Origin of the sequence: Asaia sp. HumB, from assembly GCF_030263835.1 — a bacterium.
Lineage (GTDB): Bacteria > Pseudomonadota > Alphaproteobacteria > Acetobacterales > Acetobacteraceae > Asaia > Asaia bogorensis.
This window is the reverse complement of sequence record NZ_JARPML010000002.1, coordinates 2,615,804-2,631,123: the sequence shown is the minus strand read 5'-3', so window position 1 is coordinate 2,631,123 and position 15,320 is coordinate 2,615,804. Positions and strand designations below refer to the sequence as shown.

At 59.4% G+C, this 15,320-nt stretch carries 15 protein-coding genes; 3 read left to right on the top strand and 12 right to left on the bottom strand.

Annotated features, from left to right (window positions below):
- Positions 1-534: 534 nt before the first annotated feature.
- The 3 genes from P5689_RS12965 to P5689_RS12955 all read right to left on the bottom strand — a co-directional run bounded on the left by P5689_RS12965 (position 535) and on the right by P5689_RS12955 (position 2,019).
- Positions 535-930 carry a type II toxin-antitoxin system HicB family antitoxin gene (locus tag P5689_RS12965; RefSeq protein WP_285533472.1) on the bottom strand — a complete coding sequence of 132 codons (396 nt, stop codon included), beginning with the start codon at positions 928-930 and terminating at the stop codon, positions 535-537.
- Positions 931-953: 23 nt separating this feature from the next.
- A complete protein-coding gene (locus P5689_RS12960; protein WP_285533470.1) occupies positions 954-1,133 on the bottom strand; it encodes a type II toxin-antitoxin system HicA family toxin in 180 nt (59 codons plus the stop codon).
- Between the two features lie 85 nt (positions 1,134-1,218).
- The gene (locus tag P5689_RS12955; protein ID WP_285533468.1) at positions 1,219-2,019 is read right to left on the bottom strand and encodes a DNA adenine methylase; all 801 of its coding nucleotides are present in this window, start codon (positions 2,017-2,019) and stop codon (positions 1,219-1,221) included.
- A 321-nt stretch (positions 2,020-2,340) separates the two neighbouring features.
- Between P5689_RS12955 and P5689_RS12950 the strand changes: the two genes are divergently transcribed.
- Positions 2,341-2,646 carry a hypothetical protein gene (locus tag P5689_RS12950; protein ID WP_285533466.1) on the top strand — a complete coding sequence of 102 codons (306 nt, stop codon included), beginning with the start codon at positions 2,341-2,343 and terminating at the stop codon, positions 2,644-2,646.
- Between the two features lie 2 nt (positions 2,647-2,648).
- On the opposite strand, the gene P5689_RS12945 is transcribed toward P5689_RS12950, so the two are convergent.
- On the bottom strand, positions 2,649-2,888 hold the full coding sequence (locus P5689_RS12945) for a hypothetical protein (RefSeq protein WP_285533465.1): 240 nt from the start codon (positions 2,886-2,888) through the stop codon (positions 2,649-2,651).
- Positions 2,889-2,934: 46 nt separating this feature from the next.
- A complete protein-coding gene (locus tag P5689_RS12940; RefSeq protein ID WP_285533463.1) occupies positions 2,935-3,429 on the bottom strand; it encodes a lysozyme in 495 nt (164 codons plus the stop codon).
- A gap of 567 nt (positions 3,430-3,996) precedes the next feature.
- Here P5689_RS12940 and P5689_RS12935 point away from each other — a divergent pair.
- Together P5689_RS12935 and P5689_RS12930 are read left to right on the top strand one after the other, a co-directional pair.
- The gene (locus P5689_RS12935) at positions 3,997-5,265 is read left to right on the top strand and encodes an ImmA/IrrE family metallo-endopeptidase (protein WP_285533461.1); all 1,269 of its coding nucleotides are present in this window, start codon (positions 3,997-3,999) and stop codon (positions 5,263-5,265) included.
- Between the two features lie 149 nt (positions 5,266-5,414).
- Positions 5,415-6,056 carry a hypothetical protein gene (locus P5689_RS12930; protein ID WP_285533460.1) on the top strand — a complete coding sequence of 214 codons (642 nt, stop codon included), beginning with the start codon at positions 5,415-5,417 and terminating at the stop codon, positions 6,054-6,056.
- Between the two features lie 39 nt (positions 6,057-6,095).
- Here P5689_RS12930 and P5689_RS12925 read toward each other — a convergent pair whose 3' ends face one another.
- From P5689_RS12925 to P5689_RS12895, 7 genes are read right to left on the bottom strand one after another with little or no spacing between them, the layout of a single operon-like run.
- Positions 6,096-6,434 (bottom strand): hypothetical protein, encoded by a 339-nt coding sequence (locus tag P5689_RS12925; RefSeq protein ID WP_285533458.1) that lies wholly within the window; start codon positions 6,432-6,434, stop codon positions 6,096-6,098.
- Positions 6,427-6,792 (bottom strand): hypothetical protein, encoded by a 366-nt coding sequence (locus P5689_RS12920; protein ID WP_285533457.1) that lies wholly within the window; start codon positions 6,790-6,792, stop codon positions 6,427-6,429. Before P5689_RS12920 ends, P5689_RS12925 begins: the two co-directional genes overlap by 8 nt.
- A gap of 20 nt (positions 6,793-6,812) precedes the next feature.
- Complete coding sequence (locus tag P5689_RS12915; protein WP_285533456.1) at positions 6,813-7,538, bottom strand: hypothetical protein; 726 nt, start codon at positions 7,536-7,538, stop codon at positions 6,813-6,815.
- Complete coding sequence (locus P5689_RS12910; RefSeq protein ID WP_285533455.1) at positions 7,538-8,308, bottom strand: hypothetical protein; 771 nt, start codon at positions 8,306-8,308, stop codon at positions 7,538-7,540. Before P5689_RS12910 ends, P5689_RS12915 begins: the two co-directional genes overlap by 1 nt.
- 45 nt (positions 8,309-8,353) lie before the next feature.
- Positions 8,354-9,961: a hypothetical protein gene (locus tag P5689_RS12905; RefSeq protein ID WP_285533453.1), complete on the bottom strand. Its 1,608-nt coding sequence runs from the start codon at positions 9,959-9,961 to the stop codon at positions 8,354-8,356.
- The gene (locus P5689_RS12900; RefSeq protein WP_285533451.1) at positions 9,958-14,667 is read right to left on the bottom strand and encodes a phage tail length tape measure family protein; all 4,710 of its coding nucleotides are present in this window, start codon (positions 14,665-14,667) and stop codon (positions 9,958-9,960) included. The genes P5689_RS12905 and P5689_RS12900 overlap by 4 nt, the downstream gene beginning before the upstream one ends.
- A 12-nt stretch (positions 14,668-14,679) precedes the next feature.
- Positions 14,680-15,318 (bottom strand): hypothetical protein, encoded by a 639-nt coding sequence (locus P5689_RS12895; protein ID WP_285533450.1) that lies wholly within the window; start codon positions 15,316-15,318, stop codon positions 14,680-14,682.
- Between the last annotated feature and the right edge of the window lie 2 nt (positions 15,319-15,320).

Genomic DNA, 15,320 nt, shown 5'->3' with positions numbered 1-15,320 from the left:
TTCGTCATCTGTCACGTTCATCATGCGGGCAGAGTACGATTCTTATAGCCCTGCCCCCGCCTGGGGAAAAGCACCGCAAGCATCCTGCACCCCGACGTTGCCTTTTCGCAACGCTGCTGCAGATGGGGTTGAGATGAGGCATCCGAACAGCATCTCATGGCAAGACCATCCCCATAGTCGGACCCGGAGATCTACTGGCCAGACGCGCCAGAAGCATTGCGGGTGGCCCTGCAAAAAGCTGATCTGATGGGGCAGCGCCGCGATTGCAGCAAGTTTCGACGATGTTTGCACAAGTCGACTGCTCTGTGGTCGAGACTGACATAATCTCCTGACCTGACGACAGAAGATGCAAGCTTTGAAACCTGAGAGAAGGACCACATACGGATAAAGGGGGGTGGCGCGCCCTGCTGGATTCGAACCAGCGACCCACAGCTTAGAAGAAGATGGGTTTTCCAATCTTTTCAATGGTGAAGTTTGAATAATGCGCGGGGTGGCGGAGCATTTATCCGCCACCAAATCAAACCAGTTTGCACTTCATGCCGACAGCGCAAGCCGGGCAATCATGCCTGATCGGGTCTCGTTTTCTTCCTTGGCGCGTCTGTCTAGGCGAGCAAGAATGCGACGCGGAAGAGTGATATTGATTCGCTCGGCCGACTCGTCGAAGAGCGCCGGATTAACCGTTGCAAAGCCCCATACCCACCCTGCCCCGGTCCATTCACTTCCGGCGCGCAGCTGATCAAGAGGGGATGGGCGCGGTACGCTCTGGCCGTTCTCGATGGCGTCCTCGATCCAGAGCGTGATGGCCTCAGCCGCACCGCTCACCGCCTGGTCAAACGTATCGCCCGCCGAGAAGCAGCCCGGCAAATCAGGCACAATCACGCCGAACGCCTGAGTTTCCGAGCCTGTCTCAATAACGATGGGGTAATTCACTGATGTTCTCCGTTGCCGGGCTATTAGAGCCCGGCTTGTTTTCTGATTGCGTGGACGAGGCCCTTGCCGAGATCCTTCTTAGGATGGGGGACCGTGATCGAATGCCCGTGGTCCTTGTGGCGGAAAATGTGATGTGAGCCTCTGCATCTTGTTTCTTCCCATCCTGCTTTTTTCAGCTCTCGGATCAGTTCGGCGCTGTTCATGAGTTCTTTATACACACGGTATGTATGAAATACAAGAATAAAGTGTGTATAGGATGTATGAAAATTAGCAGAAAAGCACCGGCGCTCATGGCTTGCTGATCAGTACCTCTCCGACCCTCCCACGTCCCTTGGCTGCGGCCGCGACCGAGTATGACGTTTCGACAGACTCGATTTTGAAGGCAGCAAACGTCTCCCTCACCTCCGGCCGGTCGTTCAATGACAAGATGAATCGGCCTTTGAGTCCTGCGAGTATCGTTGCCAGAGCTTCGAAATCGCTACGGGCGAAGGGCGCTCCGTAGTCGTGTTCGCACCCCCAATAGGGCGGGTCGAGGTAAAACAGCGTCTCAGGACGATCGTAACGTGTCAGTACCTCACGATAAGGAAGGCACTCAATCACGACGCGGCTAAGCCGCTGATGCACGTCCTCTAGCGTGCTGCCAAGAGTCTGAACGTCGAATCGCGCAGGCCCGAGCGAGACACCAAATCCTGGCCGCCTCACTTTCCCACCGAACGCGGTTTTTTGCAGGTATAGAAACCTAGCGGCGCGGTGCAGGTCTGTCAGACTATCAGGCGTCGCCCCCAGAAGGCGCTCGAACTGGTCCCGGCTGGTAAGCTGCCACCGCAGCATATCCATGAATGCCACATAGTGATGCTGCAAGATGCGGAACAGATTAGACACGTCGCGGTTAAGATCGTTGATCACTTCGCATTTTGCCGTGAATGGCCGTCTGAAAAAGACGCCGCCCATCCCCACAAAAGGCTCCACATAGTGATCATGCGGAACCGCGCGAATCCGCTCGATGATACGCGCAGCAAGGCGCGACTTGCCGCCTAGGTACGGGGCAACAGGTTTGACGGCCGGAGTCGGCCTCAGATTGGACTCCATAAGATACTTACTCGATAAAAGCCCCGCCGCTGCAGCGGTTGGCGGGGCAGGTTTTCCTGTGGGTGTTTCTGGCACCCGGCGAGGCTGTTAGCGCAGCCTAGCCCCCGTCGCTCAATGCCCCGTCGAGCCTGAGCAATCAGGGAAACCTTGCGTTCTTTTTTTTGATCCTGACCGGCCGCGCATGGGCGCAGGCGGGTCACAGGCCGCATGCGAGCGACAGACACGCTAATTTCATTGACTCCGCTTGCGTGTTCCTTCTTCGTTCACGTCATGACTTACGCGATTTCGCCTCACCCTGCGCTTGACCTGAAACTGTCCACGATGCCTGCGCGCCTCGCGGCGGATTGGGAATTGTGGTTGCACTCAAGCTGTGAGTGTGGGGCGTCCTCGGTGTCGGGCCTGCGGCTTCTGCTTGAGAAGCGGCCCGACATCGCGCATTGCCGCGTGAAAGACATAGCGGAGCGCCTGCGGTGCAAATCCTGCACCAAACCGTTCGAGGAAGTCGCGCTCTCTGACGGGGCGCGTACTGGTCCTTATGCGCCAAACTGGCAGTTATGGCTTATTAAAAAGCCAGAACGCGACTGGGTGCTGGCCGACCCACCCCCGAACAACGTCAGTCGCTTGTGACGTTACTGCTTGGGCTCCTTTGTGTCGTCGGCGTTGGCCGCGTGCTTGCTGTTCATGGCGATGCGGTTGATCAGCGCATAAAGCGCCAGCCATTTTGACCCATTGGCGGGCCGGGGCCAGAACCGCGCCACGATGGCACAAAGCGCGACCAGAAATGTCCCGATCATTGTCAGGTCGCTGGCAATCTCTGCCGGAATGAGCGGGAGCACCGATTCATAGAATTGCTGCCAATCGAGAATCATGGCCGTGTTTCCTTTTGTTTTGTGGGAATGGGTCGTGGTGGGCCGGTCAGGCCATGAAGGGCACGCCAGCAACGGGCCGACCGGAATAAAGGGCCAGTTCCAGCCCCCTGCGCCGTTGCAGGCCAGGCAACGGAACAAGACGACCCTTTACCGTCGCCTTGTCCCATCGCAGGAGTTGCTGCCCGGCTGCCGCGTAAAGCCCCCGGTTCAACAGCGAGACCAGCGTGGAACTACGCATGGCGGCGCTGCCGATGTTGAATTGCCAGGATAAAAGCGCCGCCTCTTGCCAGGGCGTTAGCGGGACCGTGACGGCCTCGCGCAGTGTCACGCGCAAGCCCGCAAGGGTTGCGCTTGCAAGCGACACGGCCACGGCCTCAGTGATGGGCTTTGTCCTGGCTGTGACCGCCGAGCCATCCGACAAAAAACGATTGCCAATGCCGATGGTCCAGTACCCGGACGGGCAGAGATAGGGCGCAAGGCGCAGCCCCTCGATATCTTCCCGGCGCAGGAACGCCAGGGCGATTTCCAGTGAGTTATTCATTAGCCATGTCTCCAGAACGAAAAAAGCCGCCCTAAGGGCGGCTTGAGTTGGGGATCGGAGTGGAGTTATCTGCGGATTTGCTCTTCTTTTCAGACGTTAGAGCGCGGTATGACCTCACTTGGGATGGACGTAGCAACGCACCGTGCGACGCTTGCGCTTTGCTGATCTCCGGGCGGTTCACACCAAGAACAGAGGATATTCATTCTGGTGATCATCACAGCTCGAAATTATAGGTTTTCGAGAACAGATTTGGTCATCTGTCGATTTTCAGCAACATGCAGTTTCCCCGCTCCATAGGAAACACCGCTATGAGCAAGGCTGGCAAGGTGCTTTGGGAACCGTTGCAGACGATCAGATCTTGCGATGATCAGACAGTTGAAAGCGTTTACCATTTGCGCGTCGAACGTAATTCTGACGTGGGAGGCAGTTAACTACGATATCGAGCCGACTTGCTACACTAAATGCGCTGTTGCCCGATTTACGACACTACGTGATAGAATTGCTCTCGCCGGGCATGATAGCGACTAGGAAGACACCCTTGGTTGCCTCTTTTTTCAAGGCAGGGTCATGGATACGTCGAACAAGGGCAATGAGCTCGAAGAAGCATTCTATCAGTATCTCCTCGACCAGCAGGCTAGGGGCGACTTGGTATATGGGATCCATTCTCCGAACAACTGTAGGATCTTCAAAAAGAAAAAATATTATTGTAAAGAGCGCGAGGCAGATGTTGAGTTCGACATAGTATTGGAGATCTACGGCAACGGACGCCCCTCTCCTCATCTTCGTGTCGTTTTCGAGTGTAAAAACTACTCTGACGCTGTGCCCGAGACGTGCGTCAACGACTTCTCAGCGAAACTAGGCCGTATATTTCCTCATTCAGCAAAAGGCGTGATGGTTGTGTCTTCGCGACTGCAATCCGGAGCTGAAAAAGTCGCGCGGAGAAGAGGATTCGGTATCGTAAAATACGACAGGGACGGTCTCGACATCATCGCGGACCGTAAGGTGCGACCATACATTGAAACTCGGTTTGTCGAATCCCAGCTCTTCCAGAGCCAATTGGCGCCAAAATCCCTGAAATTTTCTGCCTATGATGACGAAAAGTTTTTCAGCAGCATTGGTCGGTTTCTAAGTAGCCTTCACCCGGAACTTGCAGGCGACGTCGAGGAAAGCCCGTCGGCCATACCATTCTTGCCTCTGGCGGCCATAAAGAGTTCTGCCCAAGAAACACTGAAACTTGTCGATTACAGGGAGGGGCCGGTAGATTTGGGACATATCTGCTCGGCGCTCTCTATAGACCTTCAATATTCCAATCAGGAGTTTCACGACACGGATGGGAAGCTGATTCTCGGATCTGCCCATTTCCAGAGAAAGGTGATTTCTATCAACGACCACGGGAACAGGAGCCGTGAACGCTTTACGATAGCTCACGAGATAGGGCATTTCTGCCTGAAACATCATAGGTACTTCTATTCTGAAAACACCATCGAGCGTGATTTTTTCATAAATGAAGAAGAAAGAGGAGATTTTAATTTAGACCGATTGGAATGTCAGGCAAACATTTTTTCATCGGAACTCATTTTACCTGATTATTGTTTTAAAAATATGACTGAGCAATTTCGCAAACTTCTCGATATCCGAGATAGGGGGCATGGTTACATATTCGTCGACGACCAGCCTTGTAATTATATGCCTTATGAAAAACTCCTTGCGTATCTATCGGACTATTTCGCTGCATCGAAGCAGACAATTCAAATAAAGTTCAAGCAGCTGAACATGCTCAATGACCAACGCAAGTGGAACCAGTCAGGTCAGCTGCCAATGTGTTGGAGATTTTGACTCCGCCGATGGCGCAATTGATATAAGGTGAACGATGTCAGAGGAGCGGATTGTCAGTTTCCGGCCGCAGTAAGCGCGCTGATGGCGTTTACTGGCCCGAGCCGTTTGCTTGCGCAACAAGGTGCATATTCAGGGACAAGGTGCGGCTAATGCAGGATCTTATCAGTTACAGAAAATCTGGCGCAGATCGTTGGGTCCAAGCCATCTCGCAGGCCTTTGGTCCTTCCGTCAAGGAGACTACCTTCATCGATGGACTCGACCACGCCATTCATGTCCTGAAGCCGTTCGTCGGCGAGGGTATAAATCACGCATTCCTCCCAACAGGTGGGGGGCTCGATATTGACGGTGTTGAAAAAGCTAGCGAGCAAGGACTTCTTTACTTGTCGGGTGGCGGACTCGGGCAGGTATTGAAACCTGAAACGATCAAATTCGAGTATGTTTCAGATAGTCCTTTGGACTCATTCTTCTTGATAAGCCTGGAGCAGATCGCTCCGGTTGAGACAAATAGTAAGACGCCTGCGACCGAAATGAGCCAAGAATTACTGTTGCTGCCGGATGGATCTTACCACGACAGATGGCCTGTTGAGGTAGGTAACATTGGGCACGATGAGGCTGGTGACGAAATACCCGTTCCATCCGATTGGCGGCTTGTGAGTCGATGGAGCGCAGGGCAGATACTCATCGTGTCCAAATTTGGCGCTTGGAATGACGATCTGGCTACCTATGACGGCCGTCATAATCTCATGACGGCTAGCAAAATCCGATCAGCCTTACTGAGTTATCGGCGGTGAGGTCTGCGTTTTAAGGCGGTATGTCTTGCCTGGCGCTGGCTATATTTTAGGTATCTCTCTCGTGCCCGCGCCTAGCATTTTCCAATTGGTGATCTGGTCGAGGCATTCAGCGTTCTCGGGCAATGCGATGCCTGCCCGGCCCAGCGCCTCGCGCAAGATAGTGTTCTGCGCCCGTAATTCCTCGATCAGAGAGAGGTTTTCTTCCTCGCGTTCCTCCAGCTTGTCCACGCGGGCGTTCAGCCGGTCCAGATCCTGACGCTGCGATTCAATGGTGGCTTTCGCGCTCGATGCCCCGAAGCCGATCAACCACCGGATGGTGAAAAGCAGACCGCCGATGACCGCCACCCACCAGGGTTGCGGGGTAAGGTTGTCAGGCATTGTCCATCCTTCCCAGCGCCGCCCGGATATTGAGCAGGGCCAATGCGGCATAGGCGGCAATCGCCGGAACAAGCGCGGTATGGCCGATCAGGCCACAGGCGATGAACGCCCAGGCGGTAAACGCGGCGATGGCAGCGGCCCGCCGCAAGACCTGCCGATCACATATCGCCCCGATGATCTGTATCCCGCCCGTAAGCCATGCCGCGATGGCGTAAATCATTGCCGGGTCATCGGCGCGGGGCAGAATGGCGAGCAGTTGCCCAAGCCCCGGCCATCCCCGATCGACCGGCGGCAGGGCCAGAAGCAGACACGCCCATAAGGCAAGCCCGCACCCGAGGCAGATTTCCTGCGCTCTCATTTTCGCTTTCCTTGAAAGGGTCAGACTGACAGCCAGGTGATGGCGGCATCATGGAGCGTCATCGGCAGGGCTGTTGCGCCCTGGCTGCCCGTCAAAACCTGCACACTCACGCCGAGGCGCAGCGTCGAACCAGGCGTGAGGCCTGTCGCCATAGTGCGTGCCGTAATTGTCTGCGCGTAAAGGCGATCTATCCGGGTATTGGCACCCGCTGCGGCGATGGGCTGCACCGGGTTGCCCCCTTGTGCGTCCACCGTCCAGATATTGATAACCGTGCGGACGGCCTGCCATGAATCGGCGGGCGTGTATGCCGCCTGGACTTGTAGCGTTGCGGCGAAATCCGCCCGCAATGTCGTACCGCTCACGGTCACATCGACCGTGCCGAGGGTCTGCAGGCCATTGGTCCAGCTCAGGTCTGACACCACCTTGATGCCTTGCGTCACAGGTGGCGGCACGACCTCGGCAGGCCGCTCGGAATAGACATAGACCAGCCCCGTGAAATTCAGGCGATCGGCTCGATCGAGCGTTGTGCCAATCACGCGATCGCGCGAAATCGTGGCGGGCCGCCCGTGGGTCAGTCTGCCAATTCCCCATTCAGCCTGCGTGCCGTCATCGGCGAAGTAGTAAACCTCGCCATCCTCAAAAACCCCGCTCCAGCCGCGCCGACCGGGCGGCGCACCACTCAGGGCGAAAGCGCCCGTGCCTGGGTTGTTGGCAGTCTCAAGCACAAAAGAAGCAAATTTCGGCATCACAGGCGCTCTTTCATGGTCATTGTTGTGGCCCGTCGATCGGCTGCACCTGCCGGACAGCTGATATCGCCCGGCGTCAGGCGTCCGAAAATCATGGCGCTGTTTCGGTCGTCGGCTGACAGATCGGGCACGAACAGGATATTGCGCCCGGTCGCCGCCGTGCTTTCGATCGCCCGGATCTTGGGCAGTTCATCTGCGCCGAGGGATTGATGGTCGATGGACAGCACGCGCTGGCGATATCGCAGGGTTGGATATTCGACCCCCGAGAGGCTTGTGGTCTCGTCAATCGTCGCCTGTCGGCTTTCGTTTCCCTCCCAGCTCATATTGCGTTCCGGCTGCCAGAGGGGGCCGAGATAGGCGAGCGGGAATGACAGGAAGCCGTCAGGGTTGCCGGGATCGCTGATCGAGATATCCAGCCGGTCAATCGCGACCTCGTTCGGGAACACGACCAGGAATTGCCCGCCCACGGTGTCGGTTGTCTGGCCACCCGTCACCACCACCAGTGCCTCGCCCAGCCGTGCGACAAGCGAATAACGCGCCTGCGCCGTCAGGTTGGTGCGATGGAACGAGAAGCCCCGACATGTTGCCGGTCTGGGCAGACGGGCGATCAGATAGGCCTCAGTCCCGGCCACCCGCCATGCGGTCGAGGGTGCCCCCTGGTCGGTCTGCAGGTTGCTGATCGGCAGTCCGGGCACCTGGGCATTTCCCTGCAGGGTCGCGTCCATCAGCGCGTTCTGTGCGCCGAGCGCACAGCACCACGGGTCGGCCATAGCCGTTCCTTTCAATCTCTATGATGAGTGTGAAACAGCCCCGCGCTAGACCAGGATGGTCAGGGTCACGGTGGCTTCGGCCGATCGGAACTGTTCACCAATCACAAGCCCGGTTACGCCGCCGCGCAGTCCAGGCGCAGGCAGGTCCAGCCCGACAGCCTGCCCAAGGTCAAACCCTCTCGCGATGCTGCGCGGCAGCGTTACGGCCCATAGATGGCGCTCGCGCGCCCAAAGCGCCCCGTGATGGTCGGCAACGTCCTGGGCGTCCTGCTCATAAAGCAGAGCGGTCGGGATCACGGGCAGGTCGCCAGGCTGGCGGTATCGCAGCTTGATGGCGGGCAGATACCATGTCGCCACCCGATCCTCCTGCAGCGCAAAACTCTGGCGCTCGGCGGTTATGCGTGGATGCAACGCGCTGCCCGCCTGCTGCACTGTCTGATTGCGCGCATAGCCGATGCGCCAGCGGTAAGGTGGAGGCGCCAGACCGTCATCGAGGGCCAGCCCCGAAAGCGCCGTAACATGATCGCTCGTCAGGAGACGGTCAGGGCTGGTTGATGGCATCCCGAGGGCGATGGGCGACAGCGTGCCCTCATGGCCCGGCACCAGGCGGATACCCAGGCCGGATAACCAGGTATTGACCACCTGGCGGCCCGTCACGGCCTGGCTGCCATCCCAATACCACCCCGCCTGACGTGAATCGTCCCATGATCCGGCAAGCCATTGCGCAGGCATGGTCAGATCCTCGATCAGCATTTGCCGCAAGAGCGGCAGCACGGTGCGCGGGGCGACACCGGATGGGAAATCGCCCGCAGCATCGACCGTGATCGCATAGACGGGCTTTGTGCCCAGCCGGATGAACAGGCCACCCGAGCCGCTTTGCATATGCCAGCTGCCGGGCGATGGGGCGGCGGCATAAAGGTCATCCACCGCCCCGCCATAGGTGATGCCGCCAGCAAACCCGCCCTCGTAGAGGGCCGAAACCACGCCCGGCCCATCGCTGATCTGATAGACGAGATTGACGGCGTCGATCAGCACTGGCGTCAGGTTGAGCGCGGTACCACGCAAGCGAGGCAGGGAACGGCCCTTGACGTTGCTATCGCCCCCAAAGCGCCCGGACCCGGCATAGCTGCCAACGGGCATGAGTGTCGCATCCAGCCAGCCGGATACCTCGCGCAAGGCCATCTGCACATTCAGCCGATCAGGCTGCCAGGGGCTGCCCAGCCCGCTGAAAACGGCGGTCAGGGCAGCGCGGCCCGGATCAATGTCGATCTGTCGGGCTGCGTCGTGGCGCTTTTGCCCTGCCAGAATACGGATGGGCATACGATCCGCCACCCGATCGCGTATGAGGGCATCGAACATGCCCCCAGGATTGGCAATTGAGACAGCGCCCCAGCTTTCGCGTGATGATGGCGAGGCCGGGGATAAATCAAGCCTGCGATCAATGGCGAAGGCATCGGCCAGCAAGGGCGGATAAGACTGGCCGGAGTCATCCACATAGCCCGCATCGGACAGGCGCAGCGTGTCGATTTCGCTACGCCGGAACGAAAGCAGAGTGACACAGCCCGCCGGTTTGGTGCCGTATCCTCGGGAGAATACGACATCCACCGCACGCTCCATGTCGATTTCGACAAGATGGAACAGAACGCCGCTCATGCTGCCTTGCCTTGTGCCTGGTGGCGCTGCTCGGCCAGCTGCTTGTTTGCCGTATCAAGCAGACGCTGCAGCAATTCCGCCAGGGTCTGATTGTTGCTCGCCAACATGGCCTTGAGCGCCGATTCAGTGATCGTGTTCGGTCTGATGGTCCCGATCGACTGCAGCAACTGCTGCACGCGGGTATAGTCCGAGACGAAATCACGCCCTGACCCATTGTAGCTCTGGCTTTGCGCCAGAAAGGTCTCGGACGCGCTGCGCAGCGATTGCAGGGCCTCATAGTCGCCACGCTGGGCTTGCGCGGCGATACTGGTGAAGTTGTCATTCGCCGCACGATATTGCGCCTCCGCCGAGAGCGGCGAATAGCCCGAAAGGTTCAGCCCCTTGGCAAAGTCGAGCAGGTTGCTGATCACCGAGGCCGCCGAGCCTTCCGCCTGATCGCGTTGCTGCTTGGCCTGTTCAGCCGCCCGCTCGGCCTCCTGTTTGGCCTGGGCTGCGGCGGCGTCTGCGGCCTGTTTCGCCGCCTCTGCCGCCTTGTCGGCATATTGCTTCTGGATGGCCAGACGTTCAGCCCCCAGCGTCTTTTCCAGATCCGAAGCCTGTTGCAGATAGGTCTGGTTCGAACTGTAGGCATCCCCCAGGAAATCGCGCCAGCTATCGGCAAGCTGGCGTTTCTGTTGGGTTGCAGACAGATCGAAACTCATGAGCGCCGCGCCCTGGTCATCGCCGGTCGCGGTGAGATACCGCACCCGGAAGGCTTGGGCGCTTTCGGCCAGGCTTTGCATGTTCTTCGCATAGCCCTGCTCATAGAGCGTGCCGAATTTGTCATTCAGCGCGTTGCCGTCCAGCCCGTAGCTGCTCGCCTGTGTTGCGGCAGCCTCATAGGTTTTCTTGAGCGCCTCCATCTGCTCGACCCAGCTTTGCTGCCCGTTCACCGTGGCTTTCATGAGATTGGGCATGGTGTTCGTCACAAACTCGGTGATGGTCGCAACCTGCGATTGCAGATCGCTTGTCGCGAGTGTCTTGCCGTTGAGCATCGTATCCAGCGCCGTGCGCAGATCGCCCGTGGCCTCGGTAAAGCCCGAGACAGTCACGGTGCCGTCACTGTTGAATTTCGACACCGCCACGCCCAACGCATCCACCGTGTCGGCCATGTTTTTCAGCTGCGTTACCGCGTTTTGGAATGAAGCCACGCTATCGAAACTGGCGGGGATCCCCTGCGACAGCGCCTGGCTGAATGTGGCGCTGTCATCGCTGCGCAGCTGCAGCTTGCCCAGCAAATCGGTCAGGCTGACAGAACGTTGCGACGGGTCCTTGTTGTTCGGGTCATCGCGTACCGTGCCGAGATAGAGATTTTCAGCCTTCAGTCCGAGGCTTTTCATAGTGGCGTTGACGCTGGCCATATCGGCCTTGAGTTGCGCCGTGATAGTGTCGTTTTGTGCCTGGTTCCAGCTTTGCCCCATGCTCAGCTGGTCGCCTTCCATCACCACCTGGTCGATCGTGTAGGGGTTTTTCTTGTGCCCAAACAGGCCGCCCAAGAGGCCGCCGAGGCCGCCGCCGGCAATGCCGCCGATCAGCGTACCCACGCCGGGGATGATCGACCCAAGGCCTGCACCTAGAGCCGCGCCCACGCCCGAACCGATTGTGCCATACGTCCCGCCGCCGATATTGCCGAGCGCCGAGCCAATTCCAAACCCGCCCCCGACACCCGCCAGGGTGTTGCCTATCGTGGCTGTACCGAAAAGCTTGGTTTTCATGGCCCCCGAAAGCCAGCCGCTCGAACTCGCCACGCTCGATGCGGGCGAACCGGCCCCGGCAATCGAGACACTGGCCGCCTTGTTGCCGACCGAGCCGCCCATGGCCAGCGTGTCAGACAGACCCGTAATCGTATTGCGCGAGCCGCCATCCAGCGCGTTCAGGGCCGGGTTGATCAGCGCCATCTTGGCCACCAGCCCGACAATCTGCGTTTGCAGGCCGGACAGGACCGAGCCGAAATCGACCGCGCCTTTTCCGCTCTGCACAAAGGCCTGCGTGACGCTGTTCGTCAGCGTGTCGAACATGCCGCTCAGGCTCCCTGTCAGATCATCGAGCGCCGATTTCTGATGCTGATAAGCGTTGGTTGCCATCTGGATGGCCGCCACATTGTCGAGAGTGGCCTGGCTTGTTTTCGAGTTGATATCGCCGCCCGCTTCAAGAATGCGGTTGCGCTCTTTCATCACCGCAATCTGTACCGATACGGCATCGCTGTTCTGGCCGATCGCCGCCGTCTGCGCCTTGATGACTTCCAGATCCAGAGATTGCCCGTAGAGCTTGCCCGCATTGGCCATATCGACCTGCGAGGCCGTGGCCGATTTCATGGCACCCGTCAGGATATCGAGTTGGCGGGCCTGTTCGGCCGTGCCGTCGATCGAGGTGGCCCGCACTTTCTCGGCGGCCTCCATCGCCTGTTTGTACTGTGTCAGCGAGCCTTTCGAGGCATCATAGCCCGCCAGCATATCCTGCTCGGCCTGGGTGTGCTCGTTTATGGCCGCAACGGACTGATTGAATTGCCCCGTCAGAATGGCCTGCTGTCGTGCCTCGGCTTCTGCCAGCTGCGTGGCCGTTGCGTGCGCCTGGCCCATGCGCCGCGCCGCTTCTTCCACCTGTTGATGTACCTGCACCATTGCGGCCTCGGCGGCTGAATAGGTCTCGGCGCTTTGCGCTGCCAGCTTTTGCTGATGCGCGATGGTCTCGATCGGGTCGCGCAATTCGTTGAGCACGCCGCGCTGCACGTTGATCTTGTCTGTCAGCACGCCGGTCTGCGCGGCATAATCGGCATCCGACACCTTGCCTGCGGTGTGCAGGTCATTCAGTGCCTTTTGCGCCGTGGTCAGGGCCGTGATGGCCTGCTCATGCTCGCGTATCTGCGCCGCCATGCTGCCATCACTGACGCGCAGCTGATCATCAACCCGGCCCTGACGTGATGCGATTGCCTGGGCACCATACACCTCACCGCCCGTGGCCTTCTGGGCATAGGCCGCGACACTGGCAGGCGGGCTGGCAATCTTGCCCGACAGGTACCGATCGACGTTCCCTTCACCCCAGTTATAGGCCATAGCGACAAGCGCCTGATTGCCGTCATACTTGGCGTAGAGCCGCATGAGCAGCTGCACGCCTGCCGTGACGTTGCCCGTGGTCGTGCGCAGATCATTGCCATTGGCGCTGCCCGGCATGATCTGCATCGCGCCCAGCGCACCGGCAGAGGATTGCACGACTTTTCCGCTGGCATCGTACTGGCCCGTTACGCTTTCGATCGGCTGAATGCGATGGGCGAGTGCGAGCACGTCCGAGCTTGCGCCGAGACTGGCCCCCACCTTGTCGATGGTCTTGCCCACCCCTGCGACATCGGAGGCCGCGACTTCGCGTTGCTGCAGGTAATTGTGAACGGCCGGGATCTTGTCCAGCTGCGCCCACTCCCAGTCGCGCACCTCCTTGGCCTTGTCGAGCAGATACTGGATGCCATGCACGCCCTTGAGCGCACCGGCCATGATGCCATTGCCGATGCCGTCCACGAACTGCCCGAGCGGGGCGAGCCCCTCATGCAGGGACGTGCTCATGTCGTGCAGGGCGCGATGCAGCGGCGTCACGCCCTGATCGGCGGCGTTGGCCGTGGCCTTGCTGACCTGCCCCATGAGCAGGGACCAGGCTCCCATGCGATCGCCGCTGTTCTGCAAATCCCGTATGTGCTGCACCAGGCCTTCATGGACACCGAGCAGGCCTTTCTGCGCGAAATCCTCGGCGGCTTTTGCCGGATCATCGAAGGCAGCGGCCATGTCTTTCGCCGCGTCCGGCACGTCCTTGCCGAGCACGGTGGCGAGGTTACGTGCTGTCATGGCCAGCGCATCGAGGCTGCTGCCACTGGTGGACGGCATGGCGGCAAAGGTGGTGGTGACGGCGCGGCTATCGGTCAGTGACAAGCCGCTCTTGCCAGCGATGCGCCGTGCCGCGTCCTCGGCAGCGCCCGCCATGGCCGCGTAATCGCTGCGCGTGGCGCGAAGGGTCTGGCCGAGGGCGGCAAGGTGCGATTCCTCGGTATTGGCGGCGCTGCCCATCTTGTAGATGGCCGCACCGGCAGCGACGGCTGCGAGCGCCAGACCGGCAGGGCCCATGAGCAGGCCGGTCACGATCTGCGTGGCCTTGCCAAAGCCGCCCATGACCGTGACCATGTTCGGCACCTGGTAAAACGCGGCCTTCATGGCCCCGCCACCGGCCAGCACCTGGTCAGCGAATTTATGCGCTTCGCCCGCCAGGATGCCGATCTGGTAGCTGGATAATTTGGCGGCTTCTGCGCCCTCGGCCAGAGCAACAGTGTGTTGCTTGCTGGCTCCCGTCGCCGCGTCGAATTTCTCTTTCTGGGCTGCGGCTGATTTGGCGATACCAGCCAGCGACCCTGCATATTGTTCCTGCGTGATCTCGCCGGCAGCGAGCGACTTCTGCAGCGCCTCGATATTGGCCGTGCGCTGGCGGATTTCGCTGCTTAGCTTGGCCGACGCCCGCGTTGTTTCATCGAATTGCCGCGCTACCGAAGCGCCGTTACGGCCCACTCTGGTCAATCTGGTATCGACTACCTCTGCCGCATCCCCAATCGTGAGCAGGGAGGCAGCATCGTCCCGCGCCTTGGCCAGATTGCTTTCGAAAGCGATATACAGTTCCGAGAGGGTCGTGGTCATAACGGGTTCTCGCTATTTTTTGAGACGAATTTCCAGCGCCGGATAAGTCATGACCGTGCCAGCCCGTGTCCTGCGCTCGCCCGAGGCGCCGCGCAGGATGTAGGGGGCAGAGGGTGCGATGCCGCTGCCCAGGCGCACGAAAATCTTGCCGAAAATGAGTGTTGGAAAGCGCCGCATGAGGGTTTGGCGCACGCGCTCGATCTGATTGCGCCGTATTCGGGGCTCAAGCGCCCCCGTCTCGACCTTGCGGGCATAAGGCAGCGGATTGACGATCAGGATCGTGCTGTCAGCTGGCAGATCCTTGAGCGGCTGTTTCCAGGGCCTGTCATCGCAGATCAGCACCCAGGCATCGCGAAAGCGTCCGCTGCGCACGGGCGATGTCGACCGGCACAGAGCGAGCGCAGCCTCTGCCGCCTCGCCCGTGAGATTGAAGCGATAGAGAATGGCTCCATCCAGTCGCACGCTTGTTTCTGGCGCATCGGCTTTACCGTCCACATAGCGCCGCCAGCTGGGCGGAGCCTCGCCGCGTGCGATCACCGCGTCACGCGCTGCAATCGCCTGTCTTGCCATTTCAGCCCGAAGGGCATCGGGGGAAAGATTGCGATCGACAAAAAGGCGCAGCGACCGGCTGAAGGTTGCGGCTCTCGCCATAG

What these genes read in the sequence shown, in the direction of transcription:
- P5689_RS12955 (WP_285533468.1), bottom strand. Translation starts at nt 2,019, where the DNA reads ATGGAGTCCAATCTGAGGCCGACTCCGGCCGTCAAACCTGTTGCCCCG.
- P5689_RS12900 (WP_285533451.1), bottom strand. Translation starts at nt 14,667, where the DNA reads ATGACCACGACCCTCTCGGAACTGTATATCGCTTTCGAAAGCAATCTG.
- P5689_RS12925 (WP_285533458.1), bottom strand. Translation starts at nt 6,434, where the DNA reads ATGCCTGACAACCTTACCCCGCAACCCTGGTGGGTGGCGGTCATCGGC.
- P5689_RS12960 (WP_285533470.1), bottom strand. Translation starts at nt 1,133, where the DNA reads ATGAACAGCGCCGAACTGATCCGAGAGCTGAAAAAAGCAGGATGGGAA.
- P5689_RS12930 (WP_285533460.1), top strand. Translation starts at nt 5,415, where the DNA reads ATGCAGGATCTTATCAGTTACAGAAAATCTGGCGCAGATCGTTGGGTC.
- P5689_RS12945 (WP_285533465.1), bottom strand. Translation starts at nt 2,888, where the DNA reads ATGATTCTCGATTGGCAGCAATTCTATGAATCGGTGCTCCCGCTCATT.
- P5689_RS12920 (WP_285533457.1), bottom strand. Translation starts at nt 6,792, where the DNA reads ATGAGAGCGCAGGAAATCTGCCTCGGGTGCGGGCTTGCCTTATGGGCG.
- P5689_RS12940 (WP_285533463.1), bottom strand. Translation starts at nt 3,429, where the DNA reads ATGAATAACTCACTGGAAATCGCCCTGGCGTTCCTGCGCCGGGAAGAT.
- P5689_RS12910 (WP_285533455.1), bottom strand. Translation starts at nt 8,308, where the DNA reads ATGGCCGACCCGTGGTGCTGTGCGCTCGGCGCACAGAACGCGCTGATG.
- P5689_RS12950 (WP_285533466.1), top strand. Translation starts at nt 2,341, where the DNA reads ATGCCTGCGCGCCTCGCGGCGGATTGGGAATTGTGGTTGCACTCAAGC.
- P5689_RS12915 (WP_285533456.1), bottom strand. Translation starts at nt 7,538, where the DNA reads ATGCCGAAATTTGCTTCTTTTGTGCTTGAGACTGCCAACAACCCAGGC.
- P5689_RS12905 (WP_285533453.1), bottom strand. Translation starts at nt 9,961, where the DNA reads ATGAGCGGCGTTCTGTTCCATCTTGTCGAAATCGACATGGAGCGTGCG.
- P5689_RS12935 (WP_285533461.1), top strand. Translation starts at nt 3,997, where the DNA reads ATGGATACGTCGAACAAGGGCAATGAGCTCGAAGAAGCATTCTATCAG.
- P5689_RS12895 (WP_285533450.1), bottom strand. Translation starts at nt 15,318, where the DNA reads ATGGCGAGAGCCGCAACCTTCAGCCGGTCGCTGCGCCTTTTTGTCGAT.